Here is a 22,612-nt window from a genome sequence, read left to right as displayed (position 1 = left end):
GCGCCGCGCCGTCGCCTGCACCGCGACACACGGCAACCCCGCTCAGTAGAATCGGTACCCGTCGAAACCACTTCCGGCAGGCGGACACCGTCCGCGACCGGACCCGACGAGAGGACACCGGTGCCCGCGGCACCCACCACCAGCCCACCACCCGACACCAGCTCCCCCTGCCCGGAGTGCGACTCCGGGCCGGAAGGATCCTCTAGCGGGCCGGGTCACCACCCCGGCCACCACCCCGCCCGGCAGGACCGCCCCTGATGTCCGTCCTGCTCGATATCGCCGCCCTCCTCGGCTTCGTGGCGCTCACCGCAGGCACCGCCCTGTTCGTCGCCGCCGAGTTCTCCCTGACCGCCCTCGAACGCAGCGCCGTCGACGCGCACGCCCACGACGGCGACCGACGCGCCCGGCAGGTCCAGCACGCGCACCGCACCCTGTCGTTCCAGCTGTCCGGCGCCCAGCTCGGCATCACCATCACCACACTGATCACCGGCTATCTCGCCGAACCGATCCTCGCGCAGTTCTTCACCCCGCTGTTCGACGCGATCGGCCTGAGCACCTCCGTCGCCGCAACCGTCTCGCTGGTCCTCGCGCTGCTCATCGCCACCTCCTTCTCCATGGTCTTCGGCGAACTGGTCCCCAAGAACATCGCCATCGCCCGGCCCATGGGCACCGCCCGCGCCACCGCCGGCCTCCAACTGGCGTTCTCGCTGCTGTTCCGCTGGGCCATCCTCGGACTCAACGGCGCCGCCAACCACATCGTGCGGCGCCTCGGCATCGAACCGGCCGAGGAACTGCGCTCGGCGCGTTCCCCGCAGGAACTCGGGTCGCTGGTGCGCGCCTCGGCCCGCAGCGGCACCCTCGACGAGCACACCGCCCGCCTGGTCTACCGCTCCCTGCAGTTCGGGGACCGCACCGCCGAGGACCTCATGACCCCGCGCAGCACCGTCGAGAGCCTCGACCGCAACGCCACCGTCCTCGACCTCATCGAACTGTCCGCCCGCACCGGCTACTCACGCTTCCCGATCGTCGACGGCGACCTCGACGCCCCGCTCGGCGTCGTGCACGTCAAGCACGCATTCACCGTGCCCGGCCCGGCGCGCGGCACCACCGCCGTCGGCGCCCTCGTCCGCCGCGTGCCCACCGTGCCGTCCAGCCTCGACGGCGACACCGTCATGGAACGGGTGCGCTCGGACGGCATGCAGGTCGCGCTCGTCGTCGACGAATACGGCGGCACCGCCGGCCTGATCACCATGGAGGACCTCGTCGAGGAGATCGTCGGCGACGTCCGCGACGAACACGACGAGACCGAACTCGACGCCCACCGCGAGGGGGACGGCTGGTCGTGCACGGGTCTGCTGCGCACCGACGAGCTCGCCCAGCTCACCGGCTACCGCGCCCCCGACGGCGACTACGAGACCCTCGCCGGACTGATCCTCACCGAACTCGGCCGCATCCCCGAGGTCGACGACGAGATCCAGCTGCCGCTGCGCCGCGGCGAACGCGACCTCACCTGGTACGCGCGCATCCTCGAGATGGACGGGCACCGCATCGACCGGGTGCTGCTCGTCCCCGGCGCCGCCCCCGACCCCGAGAACCCCGACGGCGACAGCGATGGGGACAGGGACGACAGCGACGACGCCCCCGCTGCCGACGAGGGTGGTGAGCGTCGATGAGCGACTGGTTCGCGATCGTCCTCGCCGTGCTGCTGCTCGCCGGCAACGCCTTCTTCGTCGGCGCCGAGTTCTCCCTCATCACCGTCCGCCGCGACCGGCTCGAGACACTGCTCGCCCAGGGCAAGACCCGCGCCCGCACCGTCATCCACGCCGGCGAACACCTCTCGCTCATGCTCGCCGGCTCCCAGCTCGGCATCACGATCTGCTCGATCCTGCTCGGCCGCGTCGCCGAACCGGCCATCGCGCACCTGATCGAGGTGCCGCTGCATGCGGCCGGGGTGCCCGACGCGCTGCTGCACCCCATCGCGTTCACCATCGGGCTCACGATCGTGGTGGTGCTGCACATCCTGCTCGGCGAGATGGTGCCGAAGAACATCGCCATCGCCGGCCCGGAACGCGCCGCGATGCTGCTCGTGCCGATCCACCTGCTGTTCATGCGACCCGCCCGGCCGGTCATCGCGTTCTACAACCTGTGCGCCAACGCCACCCTGCGCGCGGCGCACATCGACCCGAAGGACGAACTCGACACCTCCGTCTCCGCCGTGGAGCTCACCGAGATGATCGGTGAATCCCGCTCCGAGGGGCTGCTCGACGCGGAGGAACACAAGCGCCTCACCCGTGCTCTGGCCACCGGCGACCGCACCGTCGCCGACGTGATGATCCCGCTCGCCCGGGTGCGCACCGTCCCGCACACCGGCGCGGGCCCGACCCTCGGCGACGTCGAGCACGCGGTCACCACCACCGGCTTCTCCCGGTATCCCACGCGCCGACCCGACGGCACGATCACCGGCTATGTGCACATCAAGGACGTGCTCGATCTGGTGCGGGAACAGTCCACCGGTCCCGAGACCGTCATCCCTACCGCGGTGATCCGGAAGCTGCCGACCATCGGGATCGGTGACGGTCTCGACGAGGCGCTGGCCGCGCTGCGCCGCAACAACGCGCATCTGGCCGGGGTGACCGACACCACCGGAACGCTGCGGGGCATCGTCGCGCTCGAGGACCTCGTGGAAGAGTTCGTCGGAACGGTCCGCGACGCCACCCACCGGGTCGCGGATCCGCTGGGCAACCGCCCCCGCACCACCGCACCCCGATCGACCGAACGAGAACCATGACCCGCTCCCTGTCCGTGACCGACCGCCCGGCGATCCTCACCGAGAACGAGTGGACCGCGCGGCGCGACGCCCATCACGCCGCCGTGGACGAGCTGCTCGCCGGGCATCTCGAACGACGCGCCGCCGGCCGCACCCATCCCGTGCACGACTTCCTGTTCACCTACTACAGCCTGCGGCCGAGCCAGCTGCGGCGCTGGCATCCCGGTTACGGCACCGTGCTGCTCGGCGCGGCCGCGGTGCGCGGCTACCGCGACCATCCGGGCTACGAGCGGGTCACCGTCGACGGGCAGCCGGGGGTGCGGGTGGGCCGGGAGGTGCTCGACCGGCGCGCCGACACCGTCGACTTCGTCGCGGGGCTGCTCACCGCGACGGCCTCCCGGCCGCCGCAGCTCGGCTGCTTCGGATTGCACGAATGGGCGATGGTGTACCGGGCGGGAGCCGACGGGGTGCGGCACTCGTCGGTGCCGTTGCGGCTCGGCCATACCGGAACCGACACAGTGGTGGAATCAATGCAGCTCCGATGTACCCATTACGATGCGTTCCGGTTCTTCACCCCCGACGCCGTCCCACGCAACGCCACCGAACTGACCCGCGACCAGCAGGTACGCACCGAGCAACCCGGCTGTCTGCACGCCGGCATGGATCTGTACAAGTGGGCGTACAAGCTGCTGCCCCTGACGGATTCGGAGCTGACGGTGCGGTGCCTGCGACACGCGTCCGCAGCCCGTGAATTGGACATGCGGGCGAGCCCGTATGATCTCGAGGACTACGGCTACTCGCCCATCAGGATCGAGACTGCCGCAGGACGCGCACAGTACGTCCGCGAGCAGTCGGCGCTCACCCGTCGCGCCGCAGCTCTGAGAGAAGAGCTGGTGAATCGATGTACCGTCCTGCAGACGCACAGAACCACTGCGTCCGTTACTACCGGCGGGTAACATAATCGACGATTCCGTGTGGCCGGGACGTTTCCGGCCGCACAGCAACCGGAAAGAGTGAGGGTGATGACAGAACGCGTGCAGGTCGGCGGACTCCAGATCGCGCAGGTTCTCTACAACTTCATCAACAACGAGGCCATCCCCGGCAGCGGGGTCGACGCGGACACCTTCTGGGCGGGTACCGACAAGATCGTCCACGACCTCGCCCCCAAGAACCGGGCACTGCTCGCCAAGCGTGACGACCTCCAGGCCAAGATCGACGGCTGGCACCGCGACCGCGCCGGACAGCCCCACGACCCCGTCGCCTACAAGGCCTTCCTCGAAGAGATCGGCTACCTCGTCCCCACCCCCGAACCGTTCACCATCGGCACCGAGAACGTGGACACCGAGATCGCCGAGACCGCCGGTCCGCAGCTCGTCGTGCCCGTCCTCAACGCCCGCTTCGCGCTCAACGCTTCCAACGCGCGGTGGGGATCGCTCTACGACGCGCTCTACGGCACCGACGTCATCCCCGAAGAGGGCGGCGCCGAGAAGGGCACCGGCTACAACAAGGTCCGCGGCGACAAGGTCATCGCCTGGGCCCGCGACTTCCTCGACAAGGCCGCACCCCTCGCGCAAGGCTCGCACGCCGACTCCACCGGCTACAGCATCGACGGCACCGAACTGAAAGTCACCCTCGAGGGCGGCACCGTCACCGGACTCGCCCAGCCCGACAAGCTCGTCGGCTACCTCGGCGACAAGGCCACCCCCTCCTCGGTGCTGCTGCGCAACCACGGTCTGCACATCGAGATCCAGATTGACCCCGAATCCCCCATCGGCAGCACCGACGCCGCCGGCGTCAAGGACGTCGTCCTCGAATCCGCCGTCACCACCATCATGGACTTCGAGGACTCCGTCGCCGCCGTCGACGCCGACGACAAGGTCGTCGGCTACCGCAACTGGCTCGGCCTCAACCGCGGCGACCTGTCCGAGTCCTTCGACAAGGGCGGCAAGACCCTCACCCGTAAGCTGAACCCGAACCGCGTCTACACCGCCCTCGACGGCAGCGACCTCGAACTGCACGGCCGCTCCCTGCTGTTCGTCCGCAACGTCGGGCACCTCATGACCAACCCCGCCATCCTCGACCGCGACGGCAACGAGGTCCCCGAAGGCATCCTCGACGCGCTCATCACCAGCCTGTGCGCCATCCACGGTCTGCACATCGACGAGGACCACGGCCCGCTCGCCAACAGCCGCACCGGCTCGATCTACATCGTCAAGCCCAAGCAGCACGGCCCCGAGGAATCCGCCTTCACCACCGAACTGTTCGGCCGCGTCGAAGAGGTCCTCTCCCTGCCCACCAACACCCTCAAGGTCGGCATCATGGACGAGGAGCGACGCACCACCGTCAATCTCGCCGCCTGCATCAAGGCCGCCTCCGACCGCGTGGTGTTCATCAACACCGGCTTCCTCGACCGCACCGGCGACGAGATCCACACCTCCATGGAGGCCGGACCCGTCGTCCGCAAGGCCGCCATGAAGCAGCAGCGCTGGATCGCCGCCTACGAGGACTGGAACGTCGACACCGGCCTCGCCTGCGGCCTGCAGGGCAAGGCCCAGATCGGCAAGGGCATGTGGGCCATGACCGACCTCATGCGCGACATGGTCGAGCAGAAGATCGGCCAGCCCAAGGCCGGCGCCAACACCGCCTGGGTGCCCTCACCCACCGGAGCCACCCTGCACGCCACCCACTACCACGAGGTCGACGTCTTCGCGGTCCAGAACGAGCTCCAGGGCAAGAGCCGCGCCACCGTGGACGACATCCTCACCATTCCCCTCGCCGAGAACCCCAACTGGTCCGCCGAGGAGAAGCGCGAAGAACTCGACAACAACTGCCAGTCCATCCTCGGCTACGTCGTGCGCTGGATCGACCAGGGCGTCGGCTGCTCCAAGGTCCCCGACATCCACGACGTCGCGCTCATGGAGGACCGCGCCACCCTGCGCATCTCCAGCCAGCTCCTCGCCAACTGGATCCGCCACGACGTCGTCACCGCCGACGACGTCGTCGCCTCCCTCGAGCGCATGGCCCCCGTCGTCGACCGGCAGAACGAAGGCGACCCCGGCTACCGGCCGCTCGCCCCGAACTTCGACGACAGCATCGCCTTCCAGGCCGCCAAGGAACTCATCCTCGAAGGCACCACGCAGCCCAGCGGCTACACCGAGCCGATCCTGCACCGCCGTCGCCGCGAGTACAAGGCCAAGTACGCCTGACCCGCACACCGACACCACAGGGCCCCGATCCACACGGATCGGGGCCCTGCCCGTCCCCGCACCGCGCGGCGGAGCCGGATCTCATCCCGCCCCTCACTAGACTCGACCATCGGATCGACGAACGAAACGAGGCGGACACGACGTGAGCGGGCGACATCGCGGTAGCGGACGACGAGGAATCAGCACCAGCGTCATCGTGGTCACCCTAGGCGTAGTACTCTCCCTGCTCGCGGTCCTCGGCTGGTTCCGCCTCCGCGACAACATCGACAACCAGGCCACCGCCGCCGCCGAAACCTGCGTCGAAGGCGACACCGTCCTGCACATCGCCGCCGACCCCCTCATCGCCCCCGCCCTCACCGAACTCGCCGAACAATGGACCGACGGCGGCGTCCGCGTCATCCGCGACCACTGCGTCACCGCCGAGATCACCGCCGTCGACAGCCTCGCCGCCGCCGACACTCTCGGCACCGACGCCTGGGATCCGACGCTCGGCCCCGAACCCGCCCTGTGGGTACCCCTCGACACCCGTATGAGCGCCCGCGCCGCCGACGCCATCGACGGCACCCCCCGATCCCTCGCCACCTCCCCGGTCGTGCTCGCCGTCCCCACCGACCTCGGCCGCGCCCTCACCACCGCCACCGTCCGCTGGCAGGACCTGCCCCGACTCCAGAACGACCCCGCCGCCATGCGCGAGAGCGGACTCGACATCTGGGGCACCCTCGGCCTCGCCCTGCCCACCGGCACCCAGACCCACGCCACCACCCTCGCCCTCGAAGCCGTCACCGCCGCCACCACCGGCATCGGCGCCGGACCGGTCACCCTCGAACAGGCCGCCACCCCCGCCGCCATCACCGCCGTGAGCACCCTCGCCCTCGGCGCCGACACCCTCGGCGCGGTCGGTACCACCGCCGACACCCTCGCGGCGCTCGGCACCCACCCCGACACCGCGGCCCCGATCCACGCCGTGCCGGTCATCGAACAGCAACTGCACCGCGCCCTCACAGATGGACAGGTCCGCGGCCTCACCGGCCACCTGCCGATCGGCGTCGCGCCCGTCGTCGACTTCCCCACGGCCGTCGTCGACGCCCCCTGGATCGACGAGACGCTCGCCCGCGCCGCCGCGGAGTTCACCGACTACGCGCGGCGCCCCGAGCAGGCCGGCATCCTCACCGCCCACGGTTTCCGCACCGCCGACGCCGTCCCCGAACCCGCCGGGGAACTTCCGCTGCCCCGCGTCGACACCGTCCTCGCCCCCGCCGACCCCACCGTCGACGACGTCCTCGTCGCACTGCGTCTCGCCCCGGTGTCCCCGCGCAAGGTCACGATGGTCGTCGACACCTCCACCTCCATGGGCACCCCCGCCGGCGACGGCACCCGCCTCACCGCGACCGCAGGCGCCGTACGCGAGGCCATGCGTCGCGCGTCCATCAACTCGGTGATGGGCATGTACGTCTTCGCCGACACCCCCGAGGGACACCGCGTCGCCGTCATCCGCGACGGGCTCACCGCAGCCAAGCGCGCGGCGATGTCCTCGATCCTCGACGACATCGATCTCGTCGACCGCGAACCCGTCTACGCCACTCTCACCGCCGCCTACCGCGACGCCGTCGACAACTACGACCCGGGCCGACCGAACTCCGTACTCGTCGTCGTCGACAGCGACGACCCCGACGAAGCAGCCGCCCGCGACCTGCGCGCCGCGATCGATGAACTCTCGTCCCCCGAGACCCCCGTGCGGATCGACGTCGTCGTCCTCGGCGACCGCGCCGACCTCGTCCTCGAACAGGCCGCCGAAGCCACCGACGGCAGCCTCACCGTCGTCGACACCACCGACCCCGCCGATCTCACCGACCTCCTCCGAAAGCTGACGTCCTGACGTGCTCCGACTTCTCGTCGTGGGGGTCTTCCTTGCCCTCCTCACCTACCTGCTGCATCGACGACTCGTCCGGGCACCCGGCCTGCCGCGACCTGCCGCACTCGCCGCCGATCTCGTCCTCGTCGTCCTGTTCGTGCTCACGCTCGGCGCCTCCGGGGTGGGCACGGTGCTCGATCCTGCCTGGGCCCGCCCCATCGGGTTCCTCGGCTGGAGTTGGTTGGCGGTGGTGCTGTACCTGATGCTCGGGCTCCTGCTCATCGGAGTCGCGTTGTTCGTCGCCCGCCTCGCCCGACGCGGGCAACCCCGGCCGATCACCGAGGACGGCACCGTCGAGACCCCGCGACGGGGGCTGCGTATCGCGACCGCCGTGCTCGTCGTGGCCGCGGTCGCCGCCGTCGGATACGGCACGATCGAGGCCGACCGGCCGCAGATCGTCACCGTGCCCGTCGCCCTGCAGGACCTGCCTGCCGGCTTCGACGGTGCCCGCATCGCGCTCGTCACCGACCTGCACGTCGGACCCTCCCGCGGAGCCGACTTCGTGCAAGGTGTCGTCGACCTCGTCGCCGAGGAGCAACCCGACCTGATCGTGCTCGGCGGCGACCTCGCCGACGGCACCGTCGAACTCGTCGGCTCCGATCTCGAACCGCTCCGGCAACTGCAGGCCCCGCTCGGGGTGTACGGCGTCAGCGGCAACCACGAGTACTACTCCGACGACGCCGAATCGTGGCTGAACCACTGGGAGACGCTCGGTGTACGCACCCTGCGGAACGACCATGTCGTCCTCGAGCGGGACGGCGACGTCGTCGCGCTCGCCGGCGTCCACGACTACACCGCCCCCGAACCGCACCACCCCGACATGCCCGCCGCCCTCGCCGGCATCGCGGACGGTACCCCGGTGATCCTCGCCGCCCACCAGCCGCGGCACGTCGACGAGGCACGCGAGCTCGGAGTCGACCTGCAACTGTCCGGGCACACCCACGGCGGACAGATGTGGCCGCTGCGGCCGTTCGTCTCCCTGGCCAACCCGACCGTCACCGGACTCGACCGCTTCGGCGACACGCAGATCTACACGTCCCAGGGCACCGGCGCGTGGGGACCGCCCGTGCGGGTCGGCACTCCACCGGAGATCTCCGTCCTCGAGCTGACCGCCGCGAACTGACGGCCTTGTCTTAGTGGCTCGGTGAGTTTCGTTGTAGGCAGGGAGACAATTCTGGTTTTCTATGATTTCCGTATCGTTCGGAGTTATCTCATCGATGATGATGGCCGACGGACGTGTCCGTCGGCCATCCCCGGCATCAGCCGCTGTACGCCTCCAGGGGCGGGCACGCGCACACCAGGTTCCGGTCGCCGTGTGCGCCGTCGATACGCCGCACCGCCGGCCAAACCTTGGCTCGGCTCTTCCCCATCGGGAACACCGCGATCTCCCGCGAATACGGGTGGTTCCACTCGCCCACCAGGCATTCCGCGGTGTGCGGAGCGCCGCGCAGCGGATTGTCGTCCACCGGCCACTCCCCTGCCCCGACCCGGTCGATCTCACCGCGGATCGAGATCATCGCGTCGATGAACGCGTCGAGTTCGGCGATGTCCTCGCTCTCGGTGGGCTCGACCATGAGGGTGCCGGCCACCGGGAAGCTCATCGTCGGCGCGTGGAAGCCGTAGTCGGCCAGACGCTTCGCGACGTCGTCGACCGTCACCCCCGTCGCCTTCGTCAGCGGACGCAGATCGAGGATGCACTCGTGGGCGACCATGCCGGTCTCCCCCGTGTACAGCACCGGGAAGTACTCGTCGAGACGACGCGCGATGTAGTTGGCCGACGCGATCGCCGTCAGCGACGCGCGACGCAGCCCCTCGGCACCCATCATCTTGATGTACGCCCAGGTGATCGGCAGGATCGACGCCGATCCGTAGGGCGCCGCCGAGACCGGTCCCGCTCCCCCGAGTCCCGGCTCCGCCGGATGGCCCGGCAGGTACGGGGCCAGATGCGAACGGACGCCGATCGGGCCGACACCCGGACCGCCGCCACCGTGCGGGATGCAGAACGTCTTGTGCAGGTTCAGGTGGCTCACATCGCCCCCGAACTTGCCCGGCCGCGCCAGACCCACGAGAGCGTTGAGGTTGGCACCGTCGATGTACACCTGACCGCCGGCGTCGTGCACGGCACCGCAGATGTCGGCGATGTCGTGCTCGTACACACCGTGCGTGGACGGATAGGTGATCATGATCGCGGCCAGGCGCGCACCGTGGTCGGCGATCTTGGCGCGCAGGTCGTCGAGATCGACATCCCCGTTCGGGCGGCACGCGACGACCTCGACACGCATGCCCGCCATCACGGCGGATGCGGCATTGGTGCCGTGCGCGCTCGACGGGATCAGGCAGATGTCCCGATCGGTGTCGCCGCGATCGAGGTGGTAGTGACGGATCGCGAGCAGACCCGCGTACTCGCCCTGGCTGCCGGCGTTGGGTTGCAGGCTCACGGCGTCGTATCCCGTCACCGCGGCGAGCCAGCCTTCGAGGTCGGCGATGAGGCGGCGGATCCCCGCCGTCTGATCCGCCGGAGCGAAGGGGTGCAGACCCGCGAACTCGGGCCAGGTGATGGCTTCCATCTCGGCGGCGGCGTTGAGCTTCATCGTGCACGAGCCCAGCGGGATCATCGTCCGGTCGAGGGCGAGGTCCTTGTCGGACAGGCGCCGCAGGTAACGCATCATCGCGGTCTCGGTGCGGTAGCGGGTGAACGCCGCATGCTGCAGGAACTCGCTGGTGCGGGCAAGGGCCTGCGGCAGCGCCGTTCCCTCGGCGGCGTCCCCGGCGGTGACGCCGAAGGCGCGCAGGACCGCGTCGACGTGCGCCGCGGTGGTGGCCTCGTCGCACGAGATCGACACGTGATCGTCGTCGACCCGGTGCAGGTTGATGCCGGCCTCGAGGGCGGCGGCGAGCACGGCGTCGACACGCCCCGGGACGCGCACGAGGACGGTGTCGAAGAACTCATCGTGGACAACCTCGACGCCACCGGCGCGCAGACCGTCGGCGAGGCGGCGGGCGTGCCCGGCGACGCGGCGGGCGATGCCGGTGAGGCCTTCGGCGCCGTGGTACGAGGCGTACATGGCCGCGAGCACGGCGAGGAGCACCTGGGCGGTGCAGATGTTGCTGGTGGCCTTCTCACGGCGGATGTGCTGCTCTCGGGTCTGCAACGCGAGGCGGTAGGCCGGGTTGCCGTCCGCGTCCACCGAGACACCGACGAGGCGTCCGGGCAGGGTGCGGGTGTGGGCGCTACCGACGGCGAGGTAGCCGGCGTGCGGCCCGCCGAAGCCCATCGGCACACCGAACCGCTGGGTGGTGCCGAAGCACGCGTCGGCACCCTGCTCCCCGGGCGGGGTGATCAAGGTCATGGCCAGCAGGTCGGCGCCGATAGCGACGAGCGCGCCGCGGCCGTGGGCCGCCGCGATGATCGGAGCGGCGTCGATGATGCGGCCCGAAGCGCCGGGCACCTGGAGGATCACGCCGAAGAACTCGCCCTCGGGAAGTCCGTCGGCAGCGAGGTCGACGGTGACGATCTCGATACCGAGCGGTTCGGCGCGGGTCGCCAGCACCGCGGCGGTCTGCGCGAACAGGTCGACGTCGACGACCAGGCGCGGGCTCTTGGACTTGCGGTTCGCGCGGCGCAGCAGGGTCATGGCCTCGGCAGCGGCGGTGGCCTCGTCGAGCATCGACGAGTTCGCGATCTCCATGCCGGTCAGGTCGGCGACCATGGTCTGGAAGTTCAGCAGCGCCTCGAGGCGTCCCTGGCTGATCTCCGGCTGGTAGGGGGTGTAGGCCGTGTACCAGGCGGGGTTCTCGATGATGTTGCGCAGCAGCACGGGCGGCGTGAGCGTGTCGTAGTAGCCGTGGCCGATCATCGACGTCGCCACGGTGTTCTGCGACGCGAGTGCCTTCAGTTCGGCGAGTACGTCGTGCTCGGAGCGGGGCGCGTCGAGGACGTCGAGGCCGGTCGGCACGTTGTCTGCACGGTCGTCGAGGATGGCGGCCGGCACCGCGGCGGTGGCGAGGGCGTCGAGGGAATCGACTCCCACGACGTCGAGGATCCGGTTCAGGCCGGCGGTGTCGGGGCCGATGTGGCGATCGGCGAAGTTCGAGGTGACGGCATCTGTCATCGCAGCTCCCGGGCTGGTCGGCGAGGTCCACATGCGCGCGGTCGCGCGAGGTGGTTCCTCCCCCTCTGTCGTGAGCTCGCGGAGCGAGCGCCTGAGAGATTCGGCCGGCCAGAGCCTTTCCCCGTGGGCGGGCGGGTGCTCCCGCCACTTTCCAGAGACGTCGGAGCTCACGCGGTCCCGGTTGCCTGAGAGATTGACGGGGAGGTGCTGCTCCTTCGGCGCCCGGCTCGGTGTCCGGGTCTCTCCCGCGTGATGGCGACGCGTCTTCGAGTCTAGTTCACGTCGCGGGGGTCGAAATACCGCAGGTGCGGAAAGTGCCGCCGGCGGTGGAGTGGAGCGGTCATGTGGTCGGCCGATGCGACATCAGTGGTGTGGTCAGCCGATGCGGCGGTTGATGCGTTCGCGGCGACGCGACGCCAGTTCGTCCTCGGGGCGTTCCTCGACGCCGCCGCCGTCGGCGCGTTCGGCGGGGAAATCGGCGATGCTGCCGGTGAGCTCGCGCATCGCGCCGCTCACCGCGATCCCGAAGACGCCCTGCCCGCCCTGCAGCAGGTCGACGACCTCTTCGGGCGACGTACATTCGTAGACGGTGGTGCCGTCGGAGAAAAGAGTGATCTTCGCGAGGTCGCCCACCCCACGGCTGCGGAGATGGTCGACGGCGACGCGGATGTTCTGCAGCGAGACGCCGGTGTCGAGCAGGCGCTTGACGATCTTGAGGACGAGGATGTCCTTGAACGAGTACAGCCGTTGGCTACCGGAACCGGCAGCCCCGCGGATGGACGGTACGACCAGATTCGTGCGGGCCCAGTAGTCGAGCTGGCGGTAGCTGATTCCTGCGATCTGGCAGGCGATGGGCACGCGGTAGCCGACGAGCTCGTCGGGCGCCGAGTTGTCCGGAAACAGGCCCGGTTGGATCTCGTCGGTCTCGTTCGTCCGCGGCGCCGGATTCGAGCGATCGCCGGAATCGACGCCGAGTGGCTGTCCCTTCGTCCGATCTCGCACTACTGACTCCCTCTCGCGCGCCCAGTTCTGCCTCGCAACGATCGATTGGTGGATCCCCCGACCACATCCGATCATCGAGCCCTCCCAGGCTCACCGAGTCATCCCTGGCGGATCAACTCAGCGTACGCTCCGGTGTTGGGCGTCGGGCTGCGACACGCCGACCGGAAGGCAACGTTCGACATTACTACCGTCACGGCCGACGCGCGCGCCAACGCTCGTCGCCGTGCGACGGACGGCGCTCAGCCGTCCGTCGCCTTGAAATCGTCGGGCGAGACGGAGTCGAGGAACTCCTTGAACTTCTCGACCTCGTCCTCCCGTTCGTCGGGCATGACCAGTCCTGCCTCGGTGAGCACCGGTTCCTCGACGTGGACCGGCGCGCCGATGCGCAAGGCCACCGCGACCCCGTCGGAGGGCCGGCAGGAAACACGCATCCCTCCGTCGAAGACCAGATCCGCGTAGAACGTCCCTTCGCGCAGGTCGACGATGCGCACCTCGCGGAGGTTGCGACCGAACGCCTCGAGGAGGTTCTTGATCAGGTCGTGGGTCAGCGGCCGTGCCGGTTCGACCCCCTGCTGTTCGAGGGCGATGGCGGTCGCTTCGTTCTGCCCGATCCAGATCGGCAGATACCGATCGCCGTCGACCTCCCGCAGCAGGAGGACAGGCTGGTTCTGCGGCTGTTCGATACGAATCCCTACTATCCGCATCTCGCTCATCGCGATGCCTCCGTCCTGCTGCTCGTCGGTGGTGGGACCACCCGACAGGTACTGCCTGGAATTCTAGTGTCCTCCAGCGCATCCGTCAGGTGCCGTAGGTCACCACCTGGCGGAGGGCCGTGGTCGCACTCGACGACGAATTCGTCGCCTAACGGTCGAGGGCTCCTTGCACCGCCGCTTTCACCAGGCAGGTGTGCAATGTCAACGACAGTGCGGCCAGTTCGCGCACCATCTCCTCGGCGCGCTGCCGTGCCCCGGCGTCGCGGCCCTTCGCGATCGGGCCGGCGATCTGAGCGACGAGCGCGGCCTCGCGGTCGGCGGCGAGCTTGAACGCCCGCAGGTGCCGAACCTCGAGGCCGAACTCCGCCATCGCCTTCGCCGTGCGAGCGAGCAGCACCGCGTCCTCGTCGAAGAAACCGGCCGGGCCCGGCTTGAGCAGGCCCGCCCCCACCAGCTCGGTGAGGAAGGCCGCGTCGATCCCGGCACGGGTGCACAGATCCTCGCGGCTCACCCGGATCTCGCGATCGGTGCGCAGATCCTCCGGCGAGACCTCGCCGCGGGCCACCGCCAGCGGACGCGGCCGGGTGATCCGGGTCTCGACCGATCCCACCGTGGCGGCGCCGCGGTCGATCGCCTCGAGCTGCTCCTTGATCACCTTGAGCGGAAGGTACTGATCGCGCTGCGCGGTGAGCACGTACCGCAGACGCTCGCAATCGGCGATCGAGAAGCGGCGGTAGCCCGAGGGTGTGCGTTCCGGGCTGATCAGTCCCTCGGCCTCGAGGAACCGGATCTTCGAGATCGTCACGTCCGGAAATTCCGGACGCAGGCGGTCGAGCACCGACCCGATCGACATTCCGGCCGGCGCCGGCTGGCGGGCCGCGGTCATCAGCTACCTGCGCCCTGGTTACCTCGCGGACCGGTCAGGAACACCAGCCGGAACTTGCCGATCTGCACCTCGTCGCCGTTCGCGAGAACGGCGGAGTCGACCGGCTCGCGGTTGACGTAGGTGCCGTTGAGGCTTCCCACGTCGACGACCTGGAATTCGCCCTCGTCCTGGCGGAACTCGGCGTGCCGACGGCTGACGGTCACGTCGTCGAGGAAGATGTCGCTGTCGGGATGCCGACCCGCCGAGGTGGTGGGCTGGTCGAGCAGGAAGCGCGATCCTGCATTGGGCCCCCGCTTGACGACCAGCAGCGCCGATCCGGCGGGCAGGCCCTCGACACCCGAGACGGGCGCTTCGGTGGTGGCCGAACCCGCGCCCTCCACTTCGTTCAGGAAGTCGGCGCGAAATACCGAAGTGGTCTCTGCAGGAGTCTCCTCGTAACCCGCGTTGCCGTTCTCGCTCACCGTTTCTCCTTATCCGTTCGACCACCCGGGTGATCCCGGACGGTCGCTGATTCGTTCGCCCCGTTCAGGTCCGACACGGCACACGCCATATCCGACCGTACCCCGCTCGGGGGTACTGACGCAGACAGTCGCGGTCACGTTACCTGTCGGGTCCGTCAGCCTTCCGTGATCCCGCGGTAACCTTCCGCGTCGAGCGTCTCCGCGAGCGCCTCGTCGAGGTCGTTCTCGCTGCCCATCTCCACGTCGACGAGCCAGCCGTCCTCGTACGGGCTGCTGTTCACCAGTTCGGGATTCGCGTCGAGTTCCATGTTGACGGCGGTCACCTTCGCGGTCAGCGGCGCGAACACGTCCGACACGCTCTTGGTGGACTCGACCTCTCCGAAGGACTCGCCGGCGGCGATCTCGGCGCCCGCCTCGGGCAGCTGCACGAAGACCACGTCGCCGAGTTGGGACTGTGCGTAGTCGGTGATCCCGATGCGCACGGTCGTCGCGCCCGTCCTGCGCACCCACTCGTGCTCGGGGGTGTACCGCAGATCCTCGGGTGTCGCGAAATCGGTCAAGACTGGTCCTTTCGGAGACGACGTTCGACCGGAACGTCGGATTCAGTTACCGGGCTGAGAGTATTGGCGTGGCTCGATCTCCCGCAAGGCGGACACCTCCACCTGCGGAGACTGTTCTACGGACAATGATCCGCCCGCACGGGCGACCGTGTCGACCACTCCGCCGGGAATGTTCAGCGCGGCGGCGAGAGTCGGTCCGTCACCGATGGCGGTGACGGTGTACGGAGCATCGAGTCGGCGGTCGTCGACGACGATGTCGCCGCCCGGTCCGGTGACCCACGAATCGACCCCGATGCGCACGGTCTCACCGTTCGCCCCGGCGATCTGCATCGTGTCGGCACCCGCCGCGCGCAGCTCCTGGATCATGTCGAGCAGCACCTCCGATCCGACACCCTCGCGCGGATCGTCGACGGTGAGAACCACTCCGGGCCCGGTGGCGGGTTCGGTGCCGAGTTGCGCCGACAGCGTGTACAGGCGCGTGCGGGCTTCCTCGAGTGCCGCTTCCGAGCCTTCCTGTTCGAGACTCGAGAGGGTGCGCTCGAGTTCGGTGATCTCCTGGCGGAGAGCGGCTTCGCGGCGATTGAGGTTGTCGAGCAGCACGAGCAGGTCCGCAGGGCGCGCCGAGTCGAGGTCGTCGCCGGTATCGGTCGTACGCACCTGGGTGGCGATGCCGGCGCCGAGCAGGACGACGAGAATCGCCGCGAGGACGAGAAAGACGCGTTGCGATCGGGTGGCGCGCGCAGTGCCGGTTTCGGGCGTTGCGCCGGTGTCGGGTGCGGGGCGGGGTTGTTGCGGTTCGGTCACGGTCAGGCCCCGAACAGGCGACGACGTAGGGCTGCAGCGTTTCCGAAGATACGGATGCCGAGGACGACGATGACCGCGGTCGACAACTGGGTGCCCACGCCGAGCTGGTCGCCGAGCCACACGATCAGGGCGGCGACGAGGACGTTGAAGACGAACGACACCACGAACACCTTCGCGTCGAAGATGTCGTCGAGATAGGCGCGTAGACCGCCGAAGACCGTGTCGAGCGCGGCGACCACCGCGATGGGCAGGTAGGGCTGCACGACATCGGGTACCTGTGGGCTGAACACGATTCCGGCGCCGATCCCGATCGCCAGTGCGAGCACCGCGTAGAGCGCGTGACCGTGTTCGAGTCGCTTCACCTGTACCCCGTTTCTCCACTGCTGCCGAGTTTCCGGACCGTGGCGGCCGGAAACTCGAGATCGTCCTCCTCTGCGAGGGTGAATCCCACCCCGTAGAGCTGCTGTATCCCCGCGATGCGCAGGTAGGCGTCGCTGACGACGAAGGTCGTCTGCAGTCGGGAGGGAGATCCCACCGCCGAGACCGTGTACGGGGAGAATACGGGCCGGTTGTCGACGAGCATCGCTCCCCCGGCCTGCCGGACGGTCACCCCGGGACCCACCCGCACGCCCCCGACCTCGACGGCCTCCGCACCGGCCGCCCACAGCGCGTTGACGACCGACTGCAGGTCGCGGTCGAGGACGAGCGCGGTGGGCCGGTCCTCGAGTCGTGCCGCATCCGACAGGTTCGGTCGCGCGGCGGGTTCGGTGAGGGTGACCGTGATCCCCGGACCACGCACCGGTGTTGCTGCGGCTGCGGCCTCGGCGTCGCGGAGTCGGTCGAGGATGGTCGCGCCGTCGCCTCCGTCGGAGAACAGGGCGGTGCGTCGTTCGTCGACCGCGGCACCGAGTTCGTCCCGCTGGGCAGTGAGCGCGGCGATGCGTTCGTCCCCTGCCCGAAGGGAGTCGAGGATCTCGGCGCGGGTGCTGTCGGTGCCGGCCTGCACGTCGGCGTTCTGCGCGTACGCGACGCCGATCACGAGGCCGGCGAGGAGAACTCCGACGCCGAGCCACGCGCGCGACGCGCGCGGAGAGGTGCTCGAGCGCCCTGCCGCCCGGTCCGCGGCGGACGCGGCGTAGCCGGGGTCGAGATGATCCTCGAGGAGCGACTTCAGGAGCGAGGGCACCGGATTGCGCCGGATGCGTTCCCATGCGCGGCTCATCGGATCACCGCCCGGCCGGCACGATCCGTGCCGTCACGACGGCCTGCCCGAGGTACAGCAGGCCGGTCCACACGTACAGCACGGTCCCCCAGATCAGGGCAGCCCAGCCGAGCGGGCCGGTGATCGGCTCCGAGGCGGGCACTGCGACGGCCCCGAGCATCAGCGGCAGTGCGCACATGAGCAGGAAGGTGGCGCCCTTGCCGAGGTACAGCACGTCCGGCGGGGGCAGTTCCCGGCGCCGGTAGACGGCCAGCGTCGGGGCCAGGACGAGTTCGCGGCCGACGAGGATCACCGCGATCCACCAGGGCACGATGTCGCGCGCCACGAGGGCGACGAGGGTGGCCACGATGTAGAGGCGGTCGACGGCGGGATCGAGAAGGGCGCCGAGTCGGGAGGTCTGGTCGAGCAACCGGGCGAGTTTGCCGTCGGCCCAGTCGGTGATGCTGCTCGCGGCCAGCAGGATCAGCGCCCAGACATCGGCGTGGGCGACGAGGACGAGATAGAGGAAGACGGGCACACCCAGCAGTCGGACGAAGCTGAGGACGTTCGGCACGGTGAGGATGCGGTCCGATCCGCGCGCGTCGGCGGTTCCGGTCGCATCGGTCATGGTGGGCCGCTCCGTGTTCTCGTGAGGTCGTTCTCGTGGTGCCCCGCCGGAGTTCCGTTCGGGCACGGAGTCCAGCCTTCCACAGCCGCGCGACCGGAGATTCCGGGGTGTCAACGCCAGGCGAAGACCGGCTGCTCGAGACCGTCGATGCGCGTGGCCCGCCGGCGCAGCACGACCTCGCGGAACTGGTAGACCACCGCGGCGGTCGGTGCGTGCACGAGGTGACCGCGGAAGGGCCACTGGATCACCGGCTTGTCGGATTCGGGGATGGTGACGAAGCGCGGATCGACGTCGAGTTCGTCGGTGGTGACGGCGAAGAGCACGTCGACCTCGTCGGGGCTGGGCTTCAGATCGGTCACGGCGGTGTCCGACCACACGACGAACGGCGACATGACGTAACCGGAGCGCGTGATGTAGTCGTCGAGCCGGCCGAGCACGGCCTCGGGGCCGAGGTCGAGTCCGAGTTCCTCGTGCAACTCGCGCAAGGCGGCCTCCTCGGCCTGCTCCCCCTCGTCCAGACGCCCGCCCGGCAACGCGAACTGGCCGGGATGCGCCCGCAGACGCGTGGGGCGCCGCGTGAGGGGCATGACGGGGTTGCCGTTCCCGTCGTCGAGCACCGCCACGACGACGGCTGCGTGCCGGCGGCCGTCGAGCGGCAGTCGGCGCGAGTCGAACGCGTCCAGCGCGTCGCGGACGTTGTCTCTGTCGAGAGGGTGAGCAGCGGGCATGGGTCGACAGTAGTTCGTCACAACTGCCCTGGCGGCTAGGCGCATGCCCTGGCCGGTGTCGGTGACACCGGCCTCGAAGGGGGGAGTTCTGAATATTTATGGTTTCCGTGCAGTCCGGATTATCTGCGTGGGGTGGGAGTTCTCCGAACACGGATCCCCACCCGCGGTCATAGTGTGAGCCGACGGAAAGGAGCTCGATGAACGACGTGCCCGCCGGCCTCGACCTCGATGCGCTCGATGCCTATCTGCAGACCTCCGCCCCCGACCTGTTCTCCGGTCCCCTCCGCGCGCGCCTGATCAGCGGCGGACGCTCGAATCTCACCTACGAGGTGACCGACGGCGATCGGCGGCTGGTGTTGCGCCGTCCCCCACTCGGACACGTCCTCGCGACCGCACACGACATGGCTCGCGAGTACCGCGTCATCTCCGCGCTCGCCGGCACCGCGGTACCGGTCCCCCGCTCGCATCTGCTGTGCGAGGACGATTCGGTGCTCGGCGCGCCCTTCTATCTCATGGATCTGGTCGTGGGGACGCCCTATCGCACCGCGGAGCAACTCGAACCGCTCGGCGCCGAGCGCACGCGCGTGATCTCCGAGCGGATGGTCGACACCCTGGCCGCCCTGCACGCGGTGGACCCGTCCGCCGTGGGACTCGAGGATTTCGGCCGCCCCCAGGGCTTCCTCGAGCGGCAGGTGCGGCGCTGGACCACCCAGCTCGAGCACTCGCACAGCCGGGACCTCGACGGCGCCGACGAGCTTCACCGGCTGCTCGTCGACAATCTGCCGGGCGACGGCGAGGTGGGCATCGTGCACGGCGACTACCGGCTCGACAACGTCCTCGTCGACGACGACGACAAGGTGGTCGCGGTGCTGGACTGGGAGATGGCCACGATCGGCGATCCCCTCACCGATGTGGCGTTGCTGCTGGTCTACCAGCGGCTGGCGCGGGAGAACACGGAATTCCCCGTCTCGACGGTGTCCCGCGCTCCGGGCTTCCTCGGCGACGACGAACTGCTCGCGCGGTACGAGGCCGCCGGTGGACGCGACCTGTCGGACATGGCGTTCCACCTCGCCCTGGCCTACTACAAGCTCGCGGTGATCCTCGAGGGCATCTACTTCCGGTTCCGTCAGGGCAAGACGGTCGGCGAGGGGTTCGAGGAACTCGGCCGCGGCGTCGAGCCGCTGTTGCACGCCGGTATCGATGCGCTGAAGAGTCGGAGGAGTTGATCGCGCGACCGTTGTCGTAGTCGCTCGGTACGCTCCGCTCATGCCGCATCCGGTGATGTTCGACGAGGCGGATCCCCTGCTTGCCCGTGTGCGCTCGCTCGCGCTGGCCCTGCCCGGCGCGAGCGAGAAGATCTCGCACGGCCGTCCGTTCTTCTCCACCCGGACGGCCTTCACGGTCTACGGAGGCGCCGAGAAGGGCACCCGCGCACCGTTTCCCCGCTCCCTCATCGTCAAGCCCGACGAGGAGGAACGCCGCGCGCTGCTCGAGGAACCCCACACCTACGTGCCGATGTATTTCGGGCCGTCCGGGTGGGTCGGGTACGACCTCGCCCGTCCGGAGGTGGACTGGGACGAGGTCGCCGAACTGCTCGACATGTCCTATCGGCAGACCGCGCCACCGAAACTGGTGCGCGAGCTCGACGCCCGCCTCGGCTGACGGGCGCCGCGGGTTCAGCCCTGCTGGTCGCCGATGCTGACCATCCACGACACGCCGAAGCGGTCGGTGCACACGCCGAACAGATCGCCCCAGGGGGCACGTTCGAGCGGCATGTCGACGCGACCGCTGTCGCTCAGCGCGTCCCACCAACCCCGGAGCACGCTCTCGTCGTCCCCGCTGAGCGACAGCGAGAAGTTCGTACCGGGCGTGTAGTCCATGCCGTTCGGGGTGTCCGAGGCCATGAGCACGAAGCCGCGGTCGGTGGTGAGCATCGAGTGCATCACCTTGTCGTCCTCGCTCGGATCCTGCGAGGCGTTCATGTCCGCGAACCTGCTCACCGTCAGTTCGCCGCCGAACACCGACCTGTAGAACTCCATGGCCTCGCGCGCGGAATCGCGGAATGCGAGATAGGGATTGAATCGTGTGGTCATCGTGGTCCTTTCGCGGGTGCCGCAGGGCACGGATGGTGCCGCACGGAGAGTGACCATCCGCCGACGCATTTCTCATCGTGGACGGTGCGCACCGGATCCGGGAGCGTTCGGCGCGATCCGTGTCAGGAGACCGTCACTGTGGCGCCGGCGTACTCGGGCCGGTCGATCAGGTCGGCCGGCACGCACCCGACCGCACGTCGCGGGACCGCCCACGACGAGACGTCGCCGTCGGAAACCGTTGCCTCGGCGTCGTCGCCCTTCGGGCAATCTCCGATCGCGTACCCGACGATGCTCCGGACGGAGCGAACGGCAGCATGTCTGCGCACCACGGCTGCGCCGATCACGACGATCGCTGAGCGGGTGGGGTGGGGCGATCCGAACTTCGCTGCCCGTCAGTTTCGCCGTAGCGTGGGCGTCACTCCTAGTGGCTGTCGGGCGTTGAGCCGCGCGAAGGCTCCGCAGGTGACCGGGCAAAGCTCTCGTATCTGGCATTGAGGGTTGCCGCCCGGTCGCGGAGGGCCGCACGCAGCGACTCGGGTGCGAGGACTTCGGCGGCGGTGTCGAGCTGCCAGATCGCCCAGACAGCGTGCCGCAGGTCCTCGAAGGTCACGTCGAGACGCACCCAGCCGTCTTCCTCCGGTTCCTCGGCGCGGACAGCTCGCGCGGTGTTCAGCAACTCCTCACGTCGCGTGGGTTCGACCCTGACCAGCACAGGGATGTGGTTCTTCGACAAGAACTGGGCGCTGCGCTCGGCCCAGATGCGGTCGAGGTCAATCTGCGCGGGACGCTCGGCCAGTTCCGGAAGCTCCTCGGCGGTCACCATGCGCGAGAGCCGGTACGTCCGATCCTCTCCCGACTTGGTGGCCAGCAGGTAGGTGCGGCCGCGAACGGTGACCAGACCGATCGGATCGACGGCGTGCCAGCGGGGTGCCTTGTCCGGTGCGGTGTACTGGAAGCGAAGCTTGTGCCCGGTGAGCACGGCATGGCGGACTACGCCCATCACGCCACTCGCCACGTCCTCGGTGACCAGCCGTCGTGAGAGCAGGTCGGTGTCGGGCTCGACCAGGAACCGCCGGGCCGCATCGTCCAGGCTGGTGCGGTGGCCTTCGGGCAGCGCATCGACCACCTTGCGCATCGCGGAAGCGAGCGCGGTGCCGAGGCCGAAGACCTTCTCGCCGCGGCCCGACCCGGCGGTCAGCAGCGCGAGGGCTTCGTCATGGTTCAGTCCGGTCAGCTCCGTGCGGAAGCCGGGAAGCAGGGAAAACCCGCCGTGTCGCCCGCGATCGGCGTAGACCGGGACGCCGGCAGTGGACAGCGCCTCGATGTCGCGCAGCACCGTGCGGGCGGAGACCTCCAGCTCGCCGGCGAGCTCGTCCGCGGTCATCCGACCCCGCTGGCGCAGCAGCAGCACCAGTGAGACCAACCGATCGGCTCGCATAGTTTCATTCCTATCAAAAATCATGACACAAGATGTCGCGTTTTGTTGGGAGGCTGAGTTTGCGGGCGTTGAGGACGGCGGCCACCCGGCCGCCGGGCGCT

23 protein-coding genes and 1 riboswitch are annotated in these 22,612 nt (G+C 69.3%); of the genes, 9 read left to right on the top strand and 14 right to left on the bottom strand.

The window, feature by feature from the left end:
* Positions 1-257: 257 nt before the first annotated feature.
* From M3330_RS22320 to M3330_RS22295, 6 genes are all read left to right on the top strand, one after another.
* On the top strand, positions 258-1,673 hold the full coding sequence (locus M3330_RS22320) for a hemolysin family protein (protein WP_039585945.1): 1,416 nt from the start codon (positions 258-260) through the stop codon (positions 1,671-1,673).
* The gene (locus M3330_RS22315; protein WP_033098307.1) at positions 1,670-2,788 is read left to right on the top strand and encodes a hemolysin family protein; all 1,119 of its coding nucleotides are present in this window, start codon (positions 1,670-1,672) and stop codon (positions 2,786-2,788) included. The genes M3330_RS22320 and M3330_RS22315 overlap by 4 nt, the downstream gene beginning before the upstream one ends.
* The gene (locus M3330_RS22310) at positions 2,785-3,723 is read left to right on the top strand and encodes a 3-methyladenine DNA glycosylase (RefSeq protein WP_219129135.1); all 939 of its coding nucleotides are present in this window, start codon (positions 2,785-2,787) and stop codon (positions 3,721-3,723) included. Before M3330_RS22315 ends, M3330_RS22310 begins: the two co-directional genes overlap by 4 nt.
* Before the next feature lie 66 nt (positions 3,724-3,789).
* On the top strand, positions 3,790-5,973 hold the full coding sequence (locus M3330_RS22305) for a malate synthase G (protein WP_219129136.1): 2,184 nt from the start codon (positions 3,790-3,792) through the stop codon (positions 5,971-5,973).
* A gap of 142 nt (positions 5,974-6,115) precedes the next feature.
* On the top strand, positions 6,116-7,849 hold the full coding sequence (locus M3330_RS22300; RefSeq protein WP_255026388.1) for a substrate-binding domain-containing protein: 1,734 nt from the start codon (positions 6,116-6,118) through the stop codon (positions 7,847-7,849).
* A 1-nt stretch (position 7,850) separates the two neighbouring features.
* Positions 7,851-9,008, top strand: a complete 1,158-nt coding sequence (locus tag M3330_RS22295) for a metallophosphoesterase (protein WP_024101098.1) — start codon at positions 7,851-7,853, stop codon at positions 9,006-9,008.
* 136 nt (positions 9,009-9,144) lie between these two features.
* Here M3330_RS22295 and gcvP read toward each other — a convergent pair whose 3' ends face one another.
* From gcvP to M3330_RS22240, 11 genes are all read right to left on the bottom strand, one after another.
* Positions 9,145-11,997, bottom strand: a complete 2,853-nt coding sequence (gene gcvP / locus M3330_RS22290; protein ID WP_033098311.1) for an aminomethyl-transferring glycine dehydrogenase — start codon at positions 11,995-11,997, stop codon at positions 9,145-9,147.
* 162 nt (positions 11,998-12,159) lie between these two features.
* A riboswitch (glycine riboswitch) is annotated at positions 12,160-12,255 on the bottom strand.
* A 117-nt stretch (positions 12,256-12,372) separates the two neighbouring features.
* Positions 12,373-12,999: a MerR family transcriptional regulator gene (locus M3330_RS22285; RefSeq protein WP_006552749.1), complete on the bottom strand. Its 627-nt coding sequence runs from the start codon at positions 12,997-12,999 to the stop codon at positions 12,373-12,375.
* 239 nt (positions 13,000-13,238) lie between these two features.
* The gene (locus tag M3330_RS22280) at positions 13,239-13,712 is read right to left on the bottom strand and encodes a bifunctional nuclease family protein (RefSeq protein ID WP_006552748.1); all 474 of its coding nucleotides are present in this window, start codon (positions 13,710-13,712) and stop codon (positions 13,239-13,241) included.
* 148 nt (positions 13,713-13,860) lie between these two features.
* Positions 13,861-14,598, bottom strand: coding sequence for a MerR family transcriptional regulator (locus tag M3330_RS22275; protein ID WP_006552747.1), 738 nt, complete (start codon positions 14,596-14,598; stop codon positions 13,861-13,863).
* Positions 14,598-15,059 (bottom strand): glycogen accumulation regulator GarA, encoded by a 462-nt coding sequence (garA, locus tag M3330_RS22270; protein ID WP_006552746.1) that lies wholly within the window; start codon positions 15,057-15,059, stop codon positions 14,598-14,600. The genes M3330_RS22275 and garA overlap by 1 nt, the downstream gene beginning before the upstream one ends.
* A 155-nt stretch (positions 15,060-15,214) precedes the next feature.
* On the bottom strand, positions 15,215-15,619 hold the full coding sequence (gene gcvH, locus M3330_RS22265) for a glycine cleavage system protein GcvH (protein WP_006552745.1): 405 nt from the start codon (positions 15,617-15,619) through the stop codon (positions 15,215-15,217).
* Positions 15,620-15,661: 42 nt separating this feature from the next.
* Positions 15,662-16,423, bottom strand: coding sequence for a DUF881 domain-containing protein (locus M3330_RS22260; protein WP_006552744.1), 762 nt, complete (start codon positions 16,421-16,423; stop codon positions 15,662-15,664).
* A gap of 2 nt (positions 16,424-16,425) precedes the next feature.
* The gene (locus M3330_RS22255) at positions 16,426-16,785 is read right to left on the bottom strand and encodes a small basic family protein (RefSeq protein ID WP_006552743.1); all 360 of its coding nucleotides are present in this window, start codon (positions 16,783-16,785) and stop codon (positions 16,426-16,428) included.
* The gene (locus tag M3330_RS22250; protein ID WP_255026380.1) at positions 16,782-17,645 is read right to left on the bottom strand and encodes a DUF881 domain-containing protein; all 864 of its coding nucleotides are present in this window, start codon (positions 17,643-17,645) and stop codon (positions 16,782-16,784) included. The genes M3330_RS22255 and M3330_RS22250 overlap by 4 nt, the downstream gene beginning before the upstream one ends.
* A gap of 4 nt (positions 17,646-17,649) precedes the next feature.
* Positions 17,650-18,252 carry a CDP-alcohol phosphatidyltransferase family protein gene (locus tag M3330_RS22245; protein ID WP_006552741.1) on the bottom strand — a complete coding sequence of 201 codons (603 nt, stop codon included), beginning with the start codon at positions 18,250-18,252 and terminating at the stop codon, positions 17,650-17,652.
* A gap of 110 nt (positions 18,253-18,362) precedes the next feature.
* On the bottom strand, positions 18,363-18,980 hold the full coding sequence (locus tag M3330_RS22240) for a CoA pyrophosphatase (protein WP_033098314.1): 618 nt from the start codon (positions 18,978-18,980) through the stop codon (positions 18,363-18,365).
* Positions 18,981-19,177: 197 nt separating this feature from the next.
* Between M3330_RS22240 and M3330_RS22235 the strand changes: the two genes are divergently transcribed.
* Both M3330_RS22235 and M3330_RS22230 read left to right on the top strand, forming a co-directional pair.
* Positions 19,178-20,206, top strand: a complete 1,029-nt coding sequence (locus M3330_RS22235) for a phosphotransferase family protein (protein ID WP_200358096.1) — start codon at positions 19,178-19,180, stop codon at positions 20,204-20,206.
* A 40-nt stretch (positions 20,207-20,246) separates the two neighbouring features.
* On the top strand, positions 20,247-20,642 hold the full coding sequence (locus M3330_RS22230; RefSeq protein ID WP_200358098.1) for an MmcQ/YjbR family DNA-binding protein: 396 nt from the start codon (positions 20,247-20,249) through the stop codon (positions 20,640-20,642).
* A 14-nt stretch (positions 20,643-20,656) separates the two neighbouring features.
* On the opposite strand, the gene M3330_RS22225 is transcribed toward M3330_RS22230, so the two are convergent.
* Positions 20,657-21,073 carry a VOC family protein gene (locus M3330_RS22225; protein WP_120282966.1) on the bottom strand — a complete coding sequence of 139 codons (417 nt, stop codon included), beginning with the start codon at positions 21,071-21,073 and terminating at the stop codon, positions 20,657-20,659.
* Positions 21,074-21,195: 122 nt separating this feature from the next.
* Positions 21,196-21,417 (bottom strand): hypothetical protein, encoded by a 222-nt coding sequence (locus M3330_RS22220; protein WP_255026377.1) that lies wholly within the window; start codon positions 21,415-21,417, stop codon positions 21,196-21,198.
* Between M3330_RS22220 and M3330_RS24560 the strand changes: the two genes are divergently transcribed.
* Positions 21,362-21,568, top strand: coding sequence for a hypothetical protein (locus tag M3330_RS24560; RefSeq protein ID WP_200886509.1), 207 nt, complete (start codon positions 21,362-21,364; stop codon positions 21,566-21,568). The two genes, M3330_RS22220 and M3330_RS24560, sit on opposite strands and share 56 nt — an antisense overlap.
* Here M3330_RS24560 and M3330_RS22215 read toward each other — a convergent pair.
* Positions 21,495-22,511 (bottom strand): YafY family protein, encoded by a 1,017-nt coding sequence (locus tag M3330_RS22215; protein ID WP_019289611.1) that lies wholly within the window; start codon positions 22,509-22,511, stop codon positions 21,495-21,497. The two genes, M3330_RS24560 and M3330_RS22215, sit on opposite strands and share 74 nt — an antisense overlap.
* Between the last annotated feature and the right edge of the window lie 101 nt (positions 22,512-22,612).

It is taken from the genome of Rhodococcus sp. GA1, from assembly GCF_024321955.1.
Taxonomy (GTDB): domain Bacteria; phylum Actinomycetota; class Actinomycetes; order Mycobacteriales; family Mycobacteriaceae; genus Rhodococcus; species Rhodococcus pyridinivorans.
This window is presented reverse-complemented; position numbering and strand designations above follow the sequence as displayed.